Annotated in this window: 20 protein-coding genes and 1 other annotated feature; all 20 genes read left to right on the forward strand. The window is 31.7% G+C overall.

All coding sequences use genetic code 11. The features are described 5' to 3' along the window. Position 1: 1 nt before the first annotated feature. Entirely contained in the window at positions 2 to 835 is an 834-nt protein-coding gene (locus KJ971_03440) for a DUF4097 domain-containing protein (GenBank protein ID MBU1144897.1), read from the forward strand. A gap of 81 nt (positions 836 to 916) precedes the next feature. Next, positions 917 to 2,179, forward strand: a complete 1,263-nt coding sequence (locus tag KJ971_03445; protein ID MBU1144898.1) for an aminopeptidase P family protein — start codon at positions 917 to 919, stop codon at positions 2,177 to 2,179. Between the two features lie 20 nt (positions 2,180 to 2,199). Then, positions 2,200 to 4,440 (forward strand): ATP-dependent RecD-like DNA helicase, encoded by a 2,241-nt coding sequence (locus KJ971_03450; GenBank protein ID MBU1144899.1) that lies wholly within the window; start codon positions 2,200 to 2,202, stop codon positions 4,438 to 4,440. A 46-nt stretch (positions 4,441 to 4,486) separates the two neighbouring features. Next, positions 4,487 to 4,681: a binding site (T-box leader), on the forward strand. A 38-nt stretch (positions 4,682 to 4,719) separates the two neighbouring features. Beyond that, on the forward strand, positions 4,720 to 7,356 hold the full coding sequence (alaS, locus tag KJ971_03455; GenBank protein ID MBU1144900.1) for an alanine--tRNA ligase: 2,637 nt from the start codon (positions 4,720 to 4,722) through the stop codon (positions 7,354 to 7,356). Further along, a complete protein-coding gene (ruvX, locus tag KJ971_03460; GenBank protein ID MBU1144901.1) occupies positions 7,353 to 7,769 on the forward strand; it encodes a Holliday junction resolvase RuvX in 417 nt (138 codons plus the stop codon). The genes alaS and ruvX overlap by 4 nt, the downstream gene beginning before the upstream one ends. Before the next feature lie 6 nt (positions 7,770 to 7,775). After that, positions 7,776 to 8,093, forward strand: a complete 318-nt coding sequence (locus KJ971_03465) for a DUF1292 domain-containing protein (protein ID MBU1144902.1) — start codon at positions 7,776 to 7,778, stop codon at positions 8,091 to 8,093. A 36-nt stretch (positions 8,094 to 8,129) separates the two neighbouring features. Then, the gene (locus KJ971_03470; protein MBU1144903.1) at positions 8,130 to 8,753 is read left to right on the forward strand and encodes an O-methyltransferase; all 624 of its coding nucleotides are present in this window, start codon (positions 8,130 to 8,132) and stop codon (positions 8,751 to 8,753) included. A 9-nt stretch (positions 8,754 to 8,762) separates the two neighbouring features. Further along, entirely contained in the window at positions 8,763 to 9,644 is an 882-nt protein-coding gene (locus KJ971_03475; GenBank protein ID MBU1144904.1) for a U32 family peptidase, read from the forward strand. Continuing rightward, on the forward strand, positions 9,641 to 10,825 hold the full coding sequence (locus tag KJ971_03480) for a U32 family peptidase (protein ID MBU1144905.1): 1,185 nt from the start codon (positions 9,641 to 9,643) through the stop codon (positions 10,823 to 10,825). Before KJ971_03475 ends, KJ971_03480 begins: the two co-directional genes overlap by 4 nt. Continuing rightward, positions 10,826 to 11,446, forward strand: coding sequence for a uridine kinase (udk, locus tag KJ971_03485; protein ID MBU1144906.1), 621 nt, complete (start codon positions 10,826 to 10,828; stop codon positions 11,444 to 11,446). A 44-nt stretch (positions 11,447 to 11,490) separates the two neighbouring features. Then, positions 11,491 to 11,958: a transcription elongation factor GreA gene (gene greA, locus KJ971_03490; GenBank protein ID MBU1144907.1), complete on the forward strand. Its 468-nt coding sequence runs from the start codon at positions 11,491 to 11,493 to the stop codon at positions 11,956 to 11,958. A gap of 45 nt (positions 11,959 to 12,003) precedes the next feature. After that, entirely contained in the window at positions 12,004 to 12,690 is a 687-nt protein-coding gene (locus tag KJ971_03495; protein MBU1144908.1) for a 5'-methylthioadenosine/adenosylhomocysteine nucleosidase, read from the forward strand. Position 12,691: 1 nt separating this feature from the next. Beyond that, entirely contained in the window at positions 12,692 to 13,381 is a 690-nt protein-coding gene (locus KJ971_03500) for a M48 family metallopeptidase (GenBank protein MBU1144909.1), read from the forward strand. A 2-nt stretch (positions 13,382 to 13,383) separates the two neighbouring features. Beyond that, on the forward strand, positions 13,384 to 15,192 hold the full coding sequence (locus KJ971_03505) for a YgiQ family radical SAM protein (GenBank protein MBU1144910.1): 1,809 nt from the start codon (positions 13,384 to 13,386) through the stop codon (positions 15,190 to 15,192). Continuing rightward, the gene (locus tag KJ971_03510) at positions 15,189 to 15,926 is read left to right on the forward strand and encodes a hypothetical protein (GenBank protein ID MBU1144911.1); all 738 of its coding nucleotides are present in this window, start codon (positions 15,189 to 15,191) and stop codon (positions 15,924 to 15,926) included. Before KJ971_03505 ends, KJ971_03510 begins: the two co-directional genes overlap by 4 nt. A gap of 137 nt (positions 15,927 to 16,063) precedes the next feature. Further along, positions 16,064 to 16,624, forward strand: coding sequence for a YqeG family HAD IIIA-type phosphatase (locus KJ971_03515; GenBank protein ID MBU1144912.1), 561 nt, complete (start codon positions 16,064 to 16,066; stop codon positions 16,622 to 16,624). Between the two features lie 6 nt (positions 16,625 to 16,630). Then, positions 16,631 to 17,749: a ribosome biogenesis GTPase YqeH gene (yqeH, locus tag KJ971_03520; protein ID MBU1144913.1), complete on the forward strand. Its 1,119-nt coding sequence runs from the start codon at positions 16,631 to 16,633 to the stop codon at positions 17,747 to 17,749. Further along, positions 17,749 to 18,330, forward strand: coding sequence for a bis(5'-nucleosyl)-tetraphosphatase (symmetrical) YqeK (yqeK, locus tag KJ971_03525; GenBank protein MBU1144914.1), 582 nt, complete (start codon positions 17,749 to 17,751; stop codon positions 18,328 to 18,330). The genes yqeH and yqeK overlap by 1 nt, the downstream gene beginning before the upstream one ends. Then, complete coding sequence (gene rsfS / locus KJ971_03530) at positions 18,323 to 18,664, forward strand: ribosome silencing factor (GenBank protein ID MBU1144915.1); 342 nt, start codon at positions 18,323 to 18,325, stop codon at positions 18,662 to 18,664. The genes yqeK and rsfS overlap by 8 nt, the downstream gene beginning before the upstream one ends. Continuing rightward, positions 18,661 to 19,338 (forward strand): class I SAM-dependent methyltransferase, encoded by a 678-nt coding sequence (locus tag KJ971_03535; protein ID MBU1144916.1) that lies wholly within the window; start codon positions 18,661 to 18,663, stop codon positions 19,336 to 19,338. Before rsfS ends, KJ971_03535 begins: the two co-directional genes overlap by 4 nt. The last annotated feature ends 44 nt before the right edge of the window (positions 19,339 to 19,382 follow it).

The following is a 19,382-nucleotide window of genomic DNA, read 5'->3' on the forward strand; positions in this document are numbered from 1 at the left end:
GATGAACCGATTGGTAAAAATAGGATTTGCATTATTGTTAATAGGAATTGGTGTATCGATAGCGTTTGGTATTATCTCAGGTGAAGGGATTTCAAGTTTCTATAAAGCAGAAGATTATGAATTAAGAGAATTAACTTACAGCGCAGATGAATTTTCTTCCATAGACCTTTTCTTAGATAATAAACAAGTAATCATACTTCCAAGTGAATCAGACGAAATAATCTTAAGTTTTTATGAATCAGAAAAAAGTTGGATGGATGTTACATTAAGTGGCACATCACTTGAAATCCAAAATGAGCAATTATGGTATGCGGATTTCTTCATTGGATTTGATTTCTTTAATCTTTCAACTTATAATAAATTTTATTTATATTTGCCTACAACCGAAATTTATAATTTGTATGTAGACACATCCAATGGAAGCATTGAAGTCAGTGATTTAAGCGTATTTGATGAACTTAATTTAAACAGTTCAAATGGGGAAGTCACACTTATAAACGTTACTGCATTACATTCAGTTTTAGTCGATACTTCCAATGGTAAAATAATATTAAATAATGTTGAAGCGCTTGTGATTGAAGTTGAAACATCAAACGGAGCCATTGAAGGATCTTCTATCTTAGCTGAATCTATTGATTGTTATACTTCAAATGGACCAATCAGTATGCAAGTAGAAGGAAATTTTGATGATTATTTTGTTTCATTAAACACAATCAATGGAAAGCTTTATATTGATGATGGAGAAGTGGTTGTAAATCAATATCACACAACTTTAGAGAACGAAATTAAATTAAGGACTTCAAACGGGACGATTCGATTAAATTTTACGAATTAAAAAGCACAGATTTTGTGCTTTTTTGTTTATTGATTCAAAGAATATGTTATAATATATAAAAATGATTTTGAGGTGATAGAAATGAACAAACTCATATTTAAAAAACATCGTCAAGAATTTGCGGACCAAATGAAAGAGTATTCGTTTGCCCTTTTTTACTCAGGAGAAGCTCCTCACAAAACAGCAGATCAATTCTATCAATATGTTCCAAATCGGAATTTCTATTATTTGACAGGACTAAAAAATGCAAATAATATATTACTGCTCTTAAAAACAGAATCTTCTTTTTTAGAGTTTATGTTTATTGAAGAAGCAAGTGATTTTGCGACAAAATGGCTTGGAAGACGATTGACAAAAGATGAAGTTTCTACTATTTGCGATGTTGAAGTGAAAAACATCCATTTTTTGAATGAATTCACGAATTTTGTGTCCCAACAAATATTATCGAATTCAAGAAAGGCCTTAACGGTTTTCCCAAAGAAAGTCTATCTTGATTTATATCGTTCAAAACCAAATTCAAGACCAATTAGTCTTGATCAAAGTGATTTTTTCTTAAAAAATTATCCAGAAATTCGCATTCAAAACGCCAATGAAATTTTAGATATAAAAAGAATGTATAAATCGCAAGAAGAGGTGGCTCTTATCTCTCAAGCAATTGAATATGCAAAAAAAGGAATTGAAGCGATTTTTCGTTTTACAAAACCTAAATACAATGAACATCAATTAGAAGCTTTGTTTGAATATACGATTAAATCAGAAGGAAGTGAGGGATTGTCTTTTAATTCCATTATAGCTAGTGGTAAAAATGCAACCATTTTACATTATGAAGATAATTTCTGTGAAATAAAAGATGGCGATTTAGTATTGCTTGATTTAGGAGCACTATCAGATACTTATGCATCCGATATTTCAAGAACGTTTCCAGCAAATGGAACATTTACTTCAAGACAAGCTAAAATTTATGAAATTGTACTTTCTGTAAACAAAAAAACCATTGAATATGTTAAACCTGGTATTTTCGTTGCTGATTTAAATCGATATGCAAAAGATCTACTTACTCAAGGATTAAAAGCAATTGGTTTGATAAAAGAAGACTCCGAAATTGATAGATATTATTATCATTCAGTAAGCCACTATCTTGGACTTGATGTTCATGATGTAGGAACTTATCAAGAGCCTTTAAAACCTGGAATTGTCCTTACGGTTGAACCAGGACTTTACATTGAAGAAGAAGGGCTTGGCATTCGAATCGAAGACAACGTCTTAGTTACAGAAGAAGGACACATTAATTTAAGTGAATCGATTATTAAGGAAATGAAAGATATTGAAGCATTTATGAAATAACACGTTTGAAAGGATATGAAATGAACTATATTGAAGGGTTGATTAAACAATATTTGTTTTACAGCGACGATAGTTCCTATTCAGTTATTAAAGTTGAAATAATTGATACAAATGAATTGGATTTACTTCATTTTGAACCCACAGTTATTGTTTGTGGGTTTTTTCCTCGTTTAGATGCTCTTCATCGATACCGTTTTTTTGGAGAAGTTACCAATCATCCAAAATATGGAGTTCAATATAATGCAAATCGATTTGAGAGATTAATGGAAAAAACGAGAGAAGGAATCATAGATTATTTATCCAGTGATCTTTTTAAAGGCATTGGTCCAAAAACCGCTGAAAATATTGTTGATTTTTTAGGAGAAGATACCCTAGATCAAATAGCAAATAATCCAGATGTTTTAAATAACGTACCTTTAATGAATGAAAAAAAGAAGAACATTATTGAAACCAACATTATCAAAAACAGACAAGTCGAGTCGACACTTGTATGGTTATATGGATTTCAAATATCTCCAAAAATGGCAATGAAGATTTATTCACATTATGGCTTTTCCGCAATAGACATCATTAAAACAAACCCCTACATTCTAATGGATGATATTGAAGGAATTGGATTTAAACGAGCCGATGAAATTGGGTTGAAAATTGGATTTTCCTTTGATAATCCTTTAAGAATTAAAGCCGTTATTTCGTATTTGTTGATCGAGTATATGAATAAATATGGAGACACTTTCTTATTAAAAGAACGACTTGTTGCTTATACGTTGTCTTACTTAAACGTCAGTGAAGATTTTTATATAGAAGAATCACAAATTTTTGATATGTTAGACGTCCTAGCAAGTGAAAATAAAATCATTTATCAAGAAGATAAAATTAGTTTGACTCATCTTTTTTATGCAGAAAAAGGAATTTCAAATTATGTGTTTCAATTAAATGAAATCAAAGAGGAATCCTTTGACTTAGATTTAATTGAAACATACATCTCTGACTTTGAAAAATTATCATTTATTGAATATACTCCTATTCAACGGCTTGCGATTAAAACAGCGTTAGAAAAACATTTTGTTATCATTACCGGTGGCCCAGGAACAGGGAAAACAACCATCATTAATGGAATTGTACATGTTTATAAGTTGATGCATCAAAACGATTTATCTATTCGATCAAAAATAAAACTAGCAGCTCCTACAGGAAAAGCAGCCAAACGTTTAAAGGAAGCTACCAATATGGAAGTTACCACTATTCACAGATTATTAGGTCTTGATTACGAAGGTCATTTTACGTTTAATGAGCACAATAAAATCGAAGCATCTTTGGTTGTTATTGATGAAGCATCCATGTTAGATGTTCTTTTAGCAAAACAATTATTTAGGTCTATTCAACTACGTACCAAAGTCATAATCGTAGGAGATGACAATCAACTACCCTCTGTTGGACCAGGACAAGTATTGACGGATTTACTTGAATCTGATTTATTCCCGGTTGTAAAATTAAATAAAATTCATCGTCAAGCCTATGATTCTTCCATTATTTCTTTGGCCTATGATATTCTAAATCAAAATTTAAGCGAAAATCTGATTCAAAATAATGAAGATCGAAAATTCATACGTTCAAACGATTCGTTAGTTTCTAGTGTCGTTTTAAAAGTGATTCAAGAAGCCATAAACGAAGGATTTGATTTGCAAGAAGATATTCAAGTTCTAGTGCCAATGTACAAAGGAATAAATGGAATTGATCACTTAAATCAATTAATTCAAGAACGGTTCAATAAACAGCACTTATCACATAAAATCACGAATGGGGATAAAACATTTTGTTTTAATGACAAAGTATTACAACTTGTTAATCAACCAGAAGACTCCATAATGAATGGAGATTTAGGAGTAGTAGTTGGAATAATTGAAGATAAAGAAATGCTAGTTGATTTTTCTGGCAATCAAGTAAAATATAACGTAAAAGATTTTGATAATCTTGCGTTAGCTTATGCAATCAGCATCCATAAATCTCAAGGAAGCGAATTTAAAATAGTCATTTTACCACTGGTAAGAAGTTATACGATTATGTTAAAAAGAAAACTACTTTATACAGCAGTCACAAGAGCAAAAGAAAAACTAATAATGATAGGTGATTATTCTGCGTTAAGACAAGGAGTGTCAGGACAAGAAGTCCCTCGTAATACACTTTTAAAATCATTTTTATCACAAGTTGAATCCAATCATCTAAGTGAGAATCTTCTCACAATTGAAGATTTTTTATAACGTTTGAAAAACGTTTGCAAAAAGTAAAAAAATGTTGTATAATACCTTCAAATCGATGCGAAAGATAAGTAGAAATTTTATTTAAAATAAAGAGAGTTTAGGGTTGGTGAAACTAAACAATAAATAAAATTTTGAAGCTCCTTTCAAGAGGTGTTAAAAACACCCGTAACTCTCTGCGTTAAAGAGATAGAGTGCTAGTTTTCTAGAACAAAGGTGGTACCGCGATAAAATCGTCCTTTATATGTTAAGGATGATTTTCTTTTTTTGGGAGGATAAATCATGAGATATTTAACAGGAAATGAAATCAGACAAATGTGGTTAGACTTTTTTAAAGAAAAAGGTCATTCCATCGAAAAAGGAGCATCCTTAATTCCAAATGATGATCCGACTTTACTATGGATGAATGCAGGAGTAGCCGCTTTAAAAAAATATTTTGATGGGACTATTGTTCCTAAAAACCCTCGTATTGTTAATGCACAAAAATGCATTAGAACCAATGACATTGATAATGTTGGAAAAACCGCAAGACATCACACCTTTTTTGAAATGCTTGGAAACTTCTCAATAGGAGATTATTTTAGAGAAGAAGCTGTTGCTTGGGGATATGAATTACTCACTAGTCCTAAATGGTTCGGATTTAACAAAGATGACTTATATATTACTGTTTATCCTACTGACGAAGAGACAAAAGCCTTGTGGATAAAACTTGGTATCGATAAAGACCATATCATTCCAACTGTGGATGGTAATTTTTGGGAAATTGGAGAAGGTCCTTGTGGACCTTGCACGGAAATCTTTATTGATCGAGGACCTACATTTGGTGATTTTAACAAAGACGCAATCAAAGATGATATCGATAACGATCGTTTTGTTGAAATCTGGAACATTGTTTTTTCTCAATATAATGCAAAACCTGGGCTACTTCGACAAGATTATCCTGAACTTCCAAATAAAAACATCGATACCGGATGTGGATTAGAACGACTTGCCTCCGTGATTCAAAATGCTCCTACAAATTTTGAAACAGATTTCTTTTTACCAATCATTAAGCGACTTGAAAGCATCTCAGGAGTTCCTTACAAAGGCCAAATGGCTTTTAAAGTAATATCTGATCATATAAGAGCTGTTACCTTTGCAATAGCTGATGGAGCAATTTTATCAAACGAAGGAAGAGGCTATGTTCTTAGAAGACTTTTAAGAAGAGCAGTTAAATATGGAAAAACGTTAGGAATTATTTTTCCGTTTTTAGATCAATTAGTCGATGAAGTTCTATTTGTTATGAAAGATTTTTATCCAAATTTGATTGAACAAGAAGACATCATTAAGAAAATTGTTATAGCAGAAGAAACTAAATTTCTGGAAACATTAGTGAGCGGTGAAAAACGCTTTGAAACCATTGCAATGGTTTCTAAGAATAATCTAATTAGTGGTGAAGATGCTTTTTTGTTATATGATACTTTTGGATTTCCGATTGAATTAACGATGGAATACGCTTTAGAATTAGGACTAAAAGTTGATACAGTAGGATTTCTTCAAGAAATGGAAAAACAAAAAGACAGAGCCAGAAATGCAAGAAAAGACATTCAATCTATGAAATCACAAAACGAAGAATTTTTAGACTTCAAAACTCCAAGTGAGTTTGTTGGATACGATTTATTGTTTGTAGAAACAAAAATCATCAAAGTATTTCCGGAAGGACTTGTACTAGAAAAAACACCGTTTTATGCGACTTCTGGTGGACAAGTATCCGATACTGGAATCATTTATAATGATCAATTTGTGGTTTCGGTAATCGATGTTTCTAAAATGCCAAATGGCCAATTTCTTCATCAATATACTGTTTTAGAAGGACAAGTAATTGAAGGAGCACAAGTTAATGCAAAAGTAGATGAACTAAAACGAAAACAAACGACTTACAATCACTCTGCCACTCATTTGTTATTTAAAGCTCTAAGAGATCTATTTGGAGGCCATATTTCCCAACAAGGAAGTCAAGTCACAAGTGAGACACTTCGTTTCGATTTTAATCATTATGAATCCATTACAGAAGAACAACTATTGATTCTTGAAAAAATGGTTAATGACATGATTTCAGAGCATTACATCGCATCAACGGACATCATCACAGTAAAAGAAGCAATCAAAAGAGGTGCAATAGCTGAATTTGGTGAAAAATACGATGATTTAGTTCGTGCAGTCAATTTAAAATATTCACTCGATTTATGTGGAGGAACTCATGTATCTGATTTGTATGATATCAAAAAATTTGCAATCAAAAGTTTTTCTTCCATTGGATCTGGTATTTATCGAATCGAAGGATTAACAAATGACAATGTGTATTCGATTAAAGATTCTTTGATTGGGATGAATCAAGACGCAGACAATCTGTTAAAAAAAGCAAACTCGATTGTGGAGAATGCAATATCAGAGCACATTAATTTATCATTTCACTTTTCTTTTTCTTCTGAAGTATTAGGAAGTTATCAAGATGTTTTAAATAAACGTCAAGAACTTCATGAATTGCAAAAAGAAGTGAAGGAATTAGAAAAAGATTACTCAAGACAAAAAGAAAGCAATGTAATGAGTCATATGGACACTTACTTTAATCAAATCATCAATAATCGTCTTATCACAAAAGTCGACAATTTAGAGATTCAAACATTAAAACAATTAGTAGACAATATCATGGACAAAATAGAAAAAGGAGTGGTATTCATTGCTTCAGTTCTAGAAGACAAAGTGGTATTTATTGCAAAAAGCAATGATCCAAAGATTCATGCGGGCAATCTTGTAAAAACAGCTGCACTCCTCTGTGATGGAAATGGTGGAGGCCGACCTGATTTTGCTCAAGCCGGAGGAAAAGATAAAACTAAAGTGGATGAAGCACTTCAAAAAATTAAGGAGCTGTTATTATGAGAATACTAGGTTTGGATTTAGGATCTAAGACGTTAGGTATTGCTCTTTCAGATCCAAGCGCGATATTAGCAAGTGGGATTGAAACATTTACATTTACAGAAGGAAATTATCAAATACCCCTTGACTACATCGCACATTTTATTGATAATAATAAAGTAGAACTTGTCGTCTTAGGCTATCCTAAAAACATGGATGGTTCGACGGGTTTTCAAGCGAAAATTTCGGAAGATTTTAGAGATGAATTAAAACAAAAAACAAAGGCAACGATTGTATTGTGGGATGAAAGATTGACATCAAGAATTGTCAATCAAGTGATGATTAACGCCAATATGAGTCGAAAAAAACGAAAAGAAAAAATTGACAAGCTTGCCGCAACAATCATATTACAAAGCTACTTAGATAGCAGAAAGTGAGTTACTATGGGAAACGAAATGGAATATTTATTAGTTACAGATGAAAATGGAAATGAAATTGAATGTGAAATTCTTTTAACATTTGAATCCGAAGAATTTGGTAAATCATATGTTGTTTATCAAATAAAAGATGATGAATCAGGGGAATACTATGCTGCAAGTTATAATCCAGATGATGATGACGAAGGCAAATTAGTTCAAATAGAGACAGACGCTGAATGGGATTTAGTTGAAGAAGTATTAGAAAGCTTTTTAGAAGACGAAGAAGAAGCTGAAGATGAAGAAGAAATAGTTGAAGATGAAGAAGAAGGCAAAGAAGAGTAATTAGTTACTCTTTTCCCTTTTTTAGTTGGTGATTTTTTGAAAAACGAATATTTAAATCGATTAAATTCGGTATTTGATGATCCTGTTTTAAAGAGACTCCGTAAAGAATCCATTCAAGAACAAATTCCTATTATGACAGAAGAAGGAATTCATTTTCTAATTCAATTAATCCAAATCGGAAAAATAAATCGTGTTTTGGAAATCGGAACTGCGATTGGGTATAGCGCAATTGCAATATCTAGGCATACATCCGCAACCGTTGTAACGATTGAAAAAGATAAACGAATGGAAATTCGCGCCAATAAAAACATTGAAGAATCTAACTTAAAAGATAAAATTAATGTTATTTTTGCTGATGCGTTAGACATAGAAATTCAATCATTAGATAAAGTGGACTTGATCTTCATTGATGCTGCAAAAGCACAATATATCAAGTTTTTTGAGAAATATGAACCAATTTTGTTAGATAAAGGTGTCATTATTTCTGATAATTTATTATTTAGAGGTCAAGTAGAAGATACGTCTAGTATCATAAGTCGTAACAGAAAACAATTGGTTCGTAAAATCCAAAAATATAATACTTGGTTGTTAGAAAATCAAAATTTTAATACTTATATTTATGAAATTGGCGATGGAATTGCAGTTTCTATTAAAAAATGAGGTGAAAACATGAGAATCGTTGCAACGTTAAAATCAATGGATGAAATTGAACATTTAGGCAATATTGGCGTTGATGTATTCTTAGTTCAAACCAATTATTTTACTGCAAAAGCCGTTTATCCTTTTTCTTTATCCGAAATAGATCTAATTGTAAAAAAAGTAAAACAAATGCAAAAATCAATTTACATTTTAATGAACACAATGATCCACGAAACGGATTTAGTGGAACTTCATAATTATTTATCCATATTAAACAAAATGAACGTAGATGGAATTGTGTGTTTTGATATGACCATTCTTGTGGCCTCAAAAGAACATAATATGGAACACTTAATGATTTATCAACCAGGGACAATGAATACAAATGGTTACGATTCTTGGTTTTTACATCAATTCAAAATTAAAGGAATGACTATTTCGAAGGAAATAACTTTAGAAGATATTATAGACATTTCTTCGAATCATCATCACTTAGAAATTTCGCTTGTTGGTCATGGATATTTAGATATGTTTTACTCTAGAAGACCGTTGCTTACAAATTATTTTTCTTTTAAAGGAGAAAAAATTCAAAATTATTTATCAAGTACTTCTTTTTATTTAAAAGAAGAAATGAGAAAAAACGAAGAATATCCTATCGTTGAAGATCGATTTGGCACTTATATCTTTCGCTCCAAAAAACTATCTTCTTTTCAAGAACTGGGTGTGTTAAAGCCTTACTTAACGGATTTGTTTTTAGAAAGAATCTTTATGAGTGATGATGAATATTATCAAGCAATTAAGGCATATCAAAATGAATCTCTAGTTTCATCGTTTTTCAATACATACAATAAATTATATGACAGCGGATTTTATTACCGAAAAACTGAGAAAATAAAAGGTGAAAACGAATGAAGCCAGAACTATTAGCTCCAGCCGGAGACCTTGAAAAAGTAAAAATAGCATTATTATATGGCGCAGATGCGGTCTATATAGGTGGAACAAAGTTTTCACTTAGAGCTAGAGCATCTAATTTCTCATTAGTTTCAATAAAGGAAGCAGTTGATTTTGCTCATTCGATTCAAAAAAAAATTTATGTGACTACTAATATTGTTCCACACAATTCCGATTTACTTGATTTAGATCAATACTTACTTGATTTAGAAAGATGTCAAGTGGATGCCATTATTTGTTCAAGTCCTTATATTATTGACCGAGCAAAAACGCTCACTCACTTAAATATTCATCTATCAACCCAATTATCCGTGACAAATAGTCTGCTTTCTAATTATTGGTATAATTATGGAATTTCACGAATTGTTTTAGCAAGAGAATTATCTCTTGAAGAAATTAAAACGATATCTCACAATACTTTATCGGAATTAGAAGTATTTATCCATGGAGGAATGTGCGTATCTTATTCAGGAAAATGCACGTTATCAAACTATATGTCAAATCGAGACGCAAATAGAGGTGGGTGTGCACATAGTTGCCGCTGGAAATATGATCTATATCATCTCGATACAAAAATCAGCGAGGATTTTGATTTTCAAATGTCTTCAAAAGACTTAGAAACGTTAGCTTTTATTCCTACTCTAATGGACCTTGGAATTTCATCTTTAAAAATTGAAGGCAGAATGAAATCCATTCACTACATCGCCACAGTTGTATCAACCTATCGAATGTTAATAGATGATTATGATTTAAGACAAATCAAACCGATTTCATTTTATGAAAATGAAATAAAAAAAGCAGAAAATCGTTTAACATCATTTGGTTTTATGAAAGGGATAACTACACCTTTGCAACAGCTTTACAACATGAGAAGCGAAGAGCCAACCAAAGAGTTTGTTGGAATTGTGCTAAGTTACAATCAAGAAACCAAACAAGCAATGATTGAACAACGAAATTACTTCAAGCCGCAAGACATTTTAGAAGTGTTGAGCCCAACACAAATACCCATTCAATTTCAAGTAGGAGATTTATATTCTGAAGATGGACTCCTTTTAGACGCCGCAAGACATCCTTTACAAATAATATTGTTTCAATCTGATCTTGACTTAAAACCATATGATTTAATTAGGAAGGTGTTTTAAATGACAAAACCAGTCGTAATAGCAGTCGCAGGTGGATCGTCCTCTGGAAAAACAACGGTTGTGAATAAAATACTAGCGACTCTGGGACATTTTGAGATTATTGTAATAAAACATGACGATTATTACAAAAATCAATCTTCACTTTCTATGGAAGAACGAAGAAAAGTAAATTATGATCATCCATTCTCCCTTGACAATGATTTATTTTACAATCATATTCAAGAGCTGATTTTAGGCCACTCTATTGAAAAACCAACTTATGATTTTGTGAATTTAACAAGAGCAAAAAAAGTAGAAATTGTTCATCCGGCAAAGATTATTATATTAGAAGGTATTTTAGTTTTAGAAGATGAACGAATTCGAAATCTTGCTGATATCAAAATCTTTGTGGAAGCAGATGACGATTTGAGGTTTATTCGAAGATTGAAACGAGATACAAAAGAAAGAGGAAGAACCATAGAAAGTGTCATTGAACAATACTTGACAACTGTAAAACCGATGCATTATGCGTTTGTAAAACCATCAAAACGGTATGCGGATATCATTATACCAAATGACTATTCTCATGATGTGGCTGTGGATTTAATAAATGCAAAAATTATTACTATCTTAAACAAATAAACTATGTTATAATATAAAACACTAAAAGTAAGGGGACAAAAATTATGGAAAACACTTTTAAATTAACGGAAGCCGGCTTTCAAAATTTAAAACAAGAATTAGAAACTTTGAAAGAAGTTGACCGCAAACAAAATTTAGAAGCTTTAAAAGAAGCTAGAGCTCAAGGAGACTTGTCTGAAAACGCTGATTACGATGCAGCAAGAGACGAACAAGCAAGAATTGAAGCTAGAATCAAAGAAATAGAAAACATTTTAAAACATTCAGAAATCATTCGTGATACGAATTCAAGAGTAGTAATGATTGGCAAAACAGTCATTATAAAATTTTTGAGCAATGATAACGTGAGAGAATTTACAATTGTTGGTCATCTAGAAGCAAATCCTTTGCAAGGCAAAATATCCAATGAATCGCCAATTGGTAGAGCATTGATTGGCCATAAAAAAGGAAATGTTATTCAATATAAAGCTGAGACTGGCACAGAATTATCCGTGGAAATTATCGATATCAAATAATGAGAAAATGAAAATTTTTCTCTTTTTTCTTTTGGAGGGTTGGAAATGATTGGAATCATTGGAGCAATGGATAAAGAATTAGCTTATTTATTTGATGTTATGAAGCAAAATGAAGTGATAGACATTGCTGATAAACGTTTTTTTGTAGGCGAAATATTTGATAAAAAAGTAGTTTTAGTAAAATCAGGAGTTGGCAAGGTAAATGCTGCCATAACAACTACGCTTCTTTTGAAAACATTTTCCATCGATTATGTAATGAATATTGGCGTTGCGGGAGGACTGATTCCCGCAAAAGAAGGCAACATTATTTTAGCTGAAGCCGTTAGTTATTTCGATGTTTCTTTAATCGAAATTGATCATCTGCCCTTTGGTAAAATAGGAGATGAACCTTTACAAATTTTTACAGACTCAAATTTAAGAAAAAAAGCGATTACGGTCTTTGATAAACTGAAAATTCCTTATTTAATTGGTAACATTGTTTCAGGGGATCAGTTTGTTGTTTCTACGCGAGTTTTATTGCCTATTCTTAATGAAATTGACAATGTTTTAGCTTGCGAAATGGAAGGCATGGCAATCGGAATGACTTGCTATAAATTTAACACTCCTTTTCTATCAATCAGGGGAATATCAGATGTGATTGACGACCCGATTCAAACAAAAATCTATAAAGATATCGTTACCGATGTTGCTAAAAAGACAACGGATTTTGCCATCGCTTTTTTGGAGGCTTAAGATGAAAACGGTTCAAATAGGAACAAAACAAATGTCGTACGATATCCGTTATAAAAACATAAAAAATACTTACTTAAGAATCAAGAAAAATAGTCACTTATTGATTACTACAAATAAATTAGTTTCGGAATCAGAAATTATCAAATTTATCCAAAAGAATGAAGCGAAGATCCATAAAATGATTGATATTCCACAAAGATTAAATTTATATAATTCTGATTTTGTTTCTATTTTCGGACAAAAGATTCCTCTTGAAAAAGTGAAATCTTCCAATCAAAAAATCATATTATCTAACAATATTCTTATTTACCAAACAAACCAACAAGACTTAAATCATAAAAAATTAGAATCATTTTTTCAAACAATAGTATTAGATACTGTAAAAGTGATGCTTTTAACTTTGGAAGATACGTTAGGGAAAGAAATTAATCTTAACAACATTACTTTTAAGAGTCAGCTTATGAAAAGTCAATTTGGTAGTTGTCATATCAAAAAAAGAATCATTAAGCTAAATAGCGTTCTTTGCCGATTTGAAAAAAAGTACTTACACGCTATTTTACTTCATGAACTCATCCATTTAGTGGTTCCAGGACATCAAAAATCCTTTTATGATTTACTCTTAAAATATGAACCAAATTACAAAATCATGCGCAAAGAATTAAAACAATTATTTAAGAATTACGAGGTGTAACTATGCCGTTTTTACCAATTAATCGTTTGGAAATGGAAAACAGCGGAATCAGTCAACCTGATTTTGTATTTGTTACAGGAGACGCATACTGCGATCATCCTTCTTTTGGCACGGCAATTATCGCTAGAATTTTAGAAAGACACGGATTTACAGTTTGTATTCTTTCTCAGCCAAATGTAAAAGACTCAAATTCCTTTCTAGAATTTGGTAAACCACGACTTGGCTGGCTTGTAAATAGTGGGAACATTGATTCAATGGTTAACCACTATACAGTCAATAAAAGAAAAAGGAATTCAGACACATATACTCCTGGTGGAGTTGCAGGTAAAAGACCAGATAGAGCCGTTATTAAATATAGCAATCTCATTAGAGAAATCGACTCTGAAAATGTAATAATTGTTGGAGGGATTGAGGCATCACTTCGAAGACTTTCCCATTATGATTACTGGGAAGATCACATTCGTAAAAGCATTTTAATTGATTCAAAAGCAGACTTGTTAGTCTATGGTATGGGCGAATTAGCAATCGTTGAAATTGCAGAAGCATTAGATGCTGGACTAAAAGCCACTGATATCATTTACATTAAAGGAACGGTTTATAAAACGAATAATGAAGATTTGATTGCGCAAAACTCAATTGTTTTACCTTCTTTTGATGAATTAATTGCTTCAAAAGAAACATATGCAAAATCTTTTATGATTCAATACAAGAACACCGATGCTATTTCTGCAAGACCACTTGTCGAAAATTATAAAAATCATTATGTGGTTCAAAACCCTCCTCAGCCTCCTTTAACTGAATTTGAAATGGATCAAATTTATACTTTACCATTTATGAGACGTCCTCATCCTTTGCAAGAAAAACAAGGACACATTAAAGCAATGGACGAAGTACTATTTAGCATTACAATTAATCGCGGTTGTTATGGAGGATGTTCTTTTTGTGCTTTAACGATGCATCAAGGAAGAACGATTCAATCTAGAAGCAAAGAATCTGTTGTGTTAGAAGCAAAAGAATTTGAAAAAGACGAAGAGTTTAAAGGGTACATTCACGATGTAGGTGGGCCAACAGCAAACTTTTACCACAAATCTTGTAAGCAACAAGAAAAATATGGAGTATGTCAAAACAGGCAATGCATTCAAGATGAACCTTGTTCGCAATTGATTGTTGATCATAGTGATTATTTAGCAGTTTTAAGAGAATTAAGAGAATTAGAAGGAATCAAAAAAGTTTTTATTCGAAGTGGAATAAGATATGATTATGTCATGTATGACAAAGATGATACTTTTTTTAAAGAACTAGTACAACATCATGTATCTGGGCAATTAAAAGTAGCACCAGAACATGTATCAGATCGAGTATTAGAAAAAATGGGTAAACCAAAAAAAGCTTTATTTGATGAATTTGTTAGAAAATTTTATGCCATCAATAATCATATTCAAAAAGAACAATATCTTGTTCCCTATTTAATGAGTTCACATCCCGGATCTACCATTGAAGATGCAATTATATTAGCAGAATACATACGGGATATGAAATACAATCCAGAACAAGTTCAAGACTTTTATCCTACCCCTTTGACTCTTTCTACAACCATGTATTATACCGGGTTAGATCCAAGGACCATGACTCCTCTTTATGTTGCAAAATCTGCTCAAGAAAAAGCCATGCAAAGAGCATTAATCCAATACCGCAATCCGAAAAACTATGATTTGGTATTTGAAGCGTTAATGAAAGCAAAACGTTATGATTTGATTGGTTTCGAACCTACTTGTTTGATTAAACCAAAAAAAGGTCGTTCTTGGAGATGATCGCGAAGTATTTAAGAAATGTTACGATGCAAGATTTAGGCCCTAACCCGCCACTTTCCATGATTCTTGAATCTGTTCAAAAGCAATTGCAAATTTCAACAGATTTTTATAGTCAAGATCTCGGATTTGGGTATGAACAGATGAATATTATCGGATTGTTTTGGGTTATCTCAAGAATTCGAGTAGAGTGGAAATCTTTGCCTGTATCAAATCAAACGATTCAAATTGAAACATGGCCAAACCCTATCACAAAACTAGGGATTATTTGGAATTATCGGATTATGGATTTAAATGGAATTGAACTTTTAAAGGCAATGGCTCTTTGGAGTATCGTAAGCCGGAGTACTCTAAAACTTCAAAACGCTCTTCAATCGAATGTTGTTGATAAAAATCTTGTTTTTGAATCTGACACAGTATTTTTTCAAATTAATTTTAAAAAAATATCTCCAATCGAATTACAAATGAATCAAACAGCGATTTGCAAACGTATTTTATCAAAAGATATTGATGAAAATCTACATGTCAACAATTCTTGTTATATTCGTTACGTTGTAGAATCGCTTGAACATAAAACCAGCCCAAATACCTACCAAATTCATTACATACAACCGTTATACGTTAATGAAGAGATAGAGCTGATTTTAAAACCAAAAGATGAGTGGATTCAACTAGATGGTTTTGTTTTAAGGCAAGGCCTAAAAGTTCTTTCTTTTCAAGCCAAAATCGAGGGTTAGTTACTTTATAAAATTCGATGATTTTCTATCATCGTTTTTTTTATAATGTGATTTTGATGATTAGAAATCACAAAATAAAAAAATGGACTTTTTTGCGATTATTAGGTATAATATAGATTAGTATTTGGAGGTAAGAAATGATTGGAATATTTGTAAAAGATTCATTGTTTTGTCCAGATGATTATCAAAAAACCGTTTTTGATATTAACTTTGAGGCTTTAAAACAAAAAGGAATTAAAGCCTTACTGATTGATTTGGATAATACATTAATACCATATGATGAAACTTCACCTAATGATTTAATCATTCAATTGTTTTCTAAACTTACTCTTTTAGAATTCCAAATTGTTATTATCTCAAACAATCACTATGATCGAGTTAAATTTTTTTCAAATCAAGTGCATTCTTTATTTGTTAGCAGTGCAAGAAAGCCTTTAAAAAGAGGATTTAAAAAAGCATTTAATTTCCTTCATGACGTAACATGTAATCAAGTTTGCGTTATTGGAGATCAATTTATGACAGATGTCCTAGGCGGAAAACGAATGGGATTTAACGTTATCGTTGTAGATGCCATTAAACGAAACGTTGAAAAGTGGTATACTAAATTAAATCGAAAACTTGAAAAGAGAGTATTAGTAAAGTTAAAAAAACATAATATTGCGTATTTTAACGAATTACATTTAGCAGAGAAGAGGTAGAAAACTATGACTGAACTATATTGTAAGGGTTGTGGAGCATTAATTCAAACCATCGATAAAACTTTGCCGGGATTTGTTTCAGAAACGATGACAGACTCTTTTGAACAAAAAAATCTTCTTTGTCAAAGATGTTATAGAATACGTCATTACAGCGATATTATTACTTACAGTTTATCCAATGATGATTACCTAAATGTCATTAATAAAATTAGCAAAGAAAATGCTTTAATAGTTAAAATCGTTGATATATTTGATTTTTCAGGTTCATTTGTTCCAGCCATTAAACGACTTACTGGAAATGAAGATGTTATTTTAGTGGGAAACAAAATGGATTTACTTCCCAAAAACGTGAAACCAGAACGTATCTTAAATTGGCTAAAACAAATGCTTGCAAGTGAAGGATTTAGCGTTTTGGATAGTATTCTAATTTCCGCTAAATACGGGAATAATTTTGATGACTTAATGGCAATTATTGAAAAGCATAAAGGAAAAAGAAATGTATATATCGTTGGGTCAACCAATGTAGGAAAATCAAAAATAATTAATCAAATCTTAAAACGTTATCTTGGATCACCTGCTGATGTTGTCACTGTGTCTTCATCACCAGGAACAACCATTGGTCTTGTAGGATTTCCTCTTTTAGATGGCACAATGATTTTTGATACACCAGGTGTAATTAATAAACATCAATATACACACTATTTGACGAGACCTTCTTACAAATTAACCGTTCCAAAAAAAGAAGTAAAACCTTTGGTTTTTCAACTAAACGAAGGACAAACTTTATTTTTTGGTGGTCTTGCAAGACTTGACATTATCAACGGTGAAACAGGGGACAAAGTGAATGTGGTAACTTATTTTGCCAATACGTTAAACATTCATCGTACGAAAACCATTCGCGCTGATGAACTGTACGAGACTAAATTGTATTCATTACTTACTCCACCATTTAATGAAGATGAAGCAGTTCCAAAATGGGTTTTTCATGAGTTTAAAATTAGAGACAATTCAAAATATGACATCGTCTTTTCTGGACTTGGGTTTGTTACCATAAGAGCCCCATTTTATGTGAGAGCTTTTGCTCCTTTTGTTGTGGGTGTTTACTCGAGACCCGCGATTATTTAATGAAATCATTAGAGGAACTATATCGTTTAGTTTTTAATAAATTACAGAAAGACCAAAAAAGACAAATTCATACAGAAGGTGTCATTTCAACCGCAATTTCTTTATGTGGTGTTTATGGAATAGACCCTATAAAAGGAGAAATTGCAGGACTTTTACATGATTCAACCAAACTTGAATCGAAAGAAGAAACTATTTCGAGAATCATACATTTTTTTGGAAAAGAAGAATTAAATCTCTGGCCACCTAAAGCGTGGCACGCCTTAAGCGCTTGTGATTATGCAAAACATGAGTGTGAAATAGACGACGAAGACATTTTAAATGCTATTTGCTTTCATACAACAGGAAGAAGTGACATGTCTATCCTTGAAAAAATCATTTATGTAAGTGATTTTATCGAGGATTCAAGAAAAAATGTCAATGAAAAACTTAAAAATCTTTCTAAAATTAATCTAGATAAAACCGTCTTTGAGATAATGAAATTAACAATTAGTCATCTAACTCGTAATGGCGAATTTATCGCCAAAATTACGAAAGAAGCCATTGATAATTATCAAATGAAATTGGAGGAAATGAATGAGTGATCTTTTGCAAGTTGTCACCAAAACATTAAGTGATTTAATACTAACAGATATAAGAATATTTGATTTTAGAGGGTTTTCACCTTATTTTGATTATCAAATAATTGCTTCAGCTTCGAATGAAAGGCAAGTTCACGCGGCAATTGATCATCTTGCCAAATCTTTGCCTAAAGATGCGATTAGAAGAATCGAAGGGGCAAGTGAAAATCGTTGGATTTTATTTGATTTAGGTGAAATAATTGTCCATGTCATGCATCAAGAAGATCGCGCCTATTATAAAATTGAAAAGCTATTTTTTGAAAGAGAAGAAATCTTTCTTGAAGGTAATAAAGAGTGAGCTATGATTTATTAGCTTCTTTTTATGACGCTTTTATTGACCATGAGATCTATCAAGAATACATAAATTTAATTGATAAATATACTTCAAAAGGAACTTTACTTGATATTGGATGTGGAACGGGGACCCTTTCTTTAGAACTTTCCCAAAAAGGGTTTCAAGTTATGGCTACCGATTTAAGTGAAGAAATGTTGCAGATTGTAAATTTTCGAGCAAATGAGGAACATATTCCAATCAAGATTGCAGTTTACGATATGTTAGATCCTTTCTCATCCACATATGATACCGTTATTGCTTCTATGGATGTGATTAACCATTTAGCAGATTTAGAAGATGTTTTATTTGGTTTCACAAATATTTATGAAGGTTTAAATGAAAATGGAGTTTTTATTTTCGATGTTTTAAGTGCAGAATACATCGATGCTTTAGATGGATACGTAGAAGATGATCAAGAATTTCAATTTCATTGGGAATCCCATAAAGGAAACAAAGAACATAGCATTGTTCATACAATCACTTTAAATCTACAAGGAGAAAATCAAGAAGTAAGAATTTACGAAGAAACTCATGATATTTCGCTTTATGAGTCGATAAGTCTTAGAGTAGGTTTTAAAATTCTTGAGAAAAAGGTATTTCCTGAGCGCACCATTTTTGTTCTACAAAAAACTGAATAAAGAATTTAAATCTAGCAAGCGTAGTATTTTTATGAGGTGATATA

The sequence above is a fragment of the Bacillota bacterium genome (assembly GCA_018818595.1).
In the GTDB taxonomy this organism is placed as follows: Bacteria; Bacillota_I; Bacilli_A; order Izemoplasmatales; family Hujiaoplasmataceae; genus JAHIRM01.

Bases quoted from the DNA above. Each gene is read 5' to 3' on its own strand.
- KJ971_03440 (MBU1144897.1), top strand. From the start codon at position 2: ATGAACCGATTGGTAAAAATAGGATTTGCATTATTGTTAATAGGAATT.
- KJ971_03445 (MBU1144898.1), top strand. From the start codon at position 917: ATGAACAAACTCATATTTAAAAAACATCGTCAAGAATTTGCGGACCAA.
- KJ971_03450 (MBU1144899.1), top strand. From the start codon at position 2,200: ATGAACTATATTGAAGGGTTGATTAAACAATATTTGTTTTACAGCGAC.
- alaS (MBU1144900.1), top strand. From the start codon at position 4,720: ATGAGATATTTAACAGGAAATGAAATCAGACAAATGTGGTTAGACTTT.
- ruvX (MBU1144901.1), top strand. From the start codon at position 7,353: ATGAGAATACTAGGTTTGGATTTAGGATCTAAGACGTTAGGTATTGCT.
- KJ971_03465 (MBU1144902.1), top strand. From the start codon at position 7,776: ATGGGAAACGAAATGGAATATTTATTAGTTACAGATGAAAATGGAAAT.
- KJ971_03475 (MBU1144904.1), top strand. From the start codon at position 8,763: ATGAGAATCGTTGCAACGTTAAAATCAATGGATGAAATTGAACATTTA.
- KJ971_03480 (MBU1144905.1), top strand. From the start codon at position 9,641: ATGAAGCCAGAACTATTAGCTCCAGCCGGAGACCTTGAAAAAGTAAAA.
- udk (MBU1144906.1), top strand. From the start codon at position 10,826: ATGACAAAACCAGTCGTAATAGCAGTCGCAGGTGGATCGTCCTCTGGA.
- greA (MBU1144907.1), top strand. From the start codon at position 11,491: ATGGAAAACACTTTTAAATTAACGGAAGCCGGCTTTCAAAATTTAAAA.
- KJ971_03495 (MBU1144908.1), top strand. From the start codon at position 12,004: ATGATTGGAATCATTGGAGCAATGGATAAAGAATTAGCTTATTTATTT.
- KJ971_03500 (MBU1144909.1), top strand. From the start codon at position 12,692: ATGAAAACGGTTCAAATAGGAACAAAACAAATGTCGTACGATATCCGT.
- KJ971_03505 (MBU1144910.1), top strand. From the start codon at position 13,384: ATGCCGTTTTTACCAATTAATCGTTTGGAAATGGAAAACAGCGGAATC.
- KJ971_03510 (MBU1144911.1), top strand. From the start codon at position 15,189: ATGATCGCGAAGTATTTAAGAAATGTTACGATGCAAGATTTAGGCCCT.
- KJ971_03515 (MBU1144912.1), top strand. From the start codon at position 16,064: ATGATTGGAATATTTGTAAAAGATTCATTGTTTTGTCCAGATGATTAT.
- yqeH (MBU1144913.1), top strand. From the start codon at position 16,631: ATGACTGAACTATATTGTAAGGGTTGTGGAGCATTAATTCAAACCATC.
- yqeK (MBU1144914.1), top strand. From the start codon at position 17,749: ATGAAATCATTAGAGGAACTATATCGTTTAGTTTTTAATAAATTACAG.
- rsfS (MBU1144915.1), top strand. From the start codon at position 18,323: ATGAGTGATCTTTTGCAAGTTGTCACCAAAACATTAAGTGATTTAATA.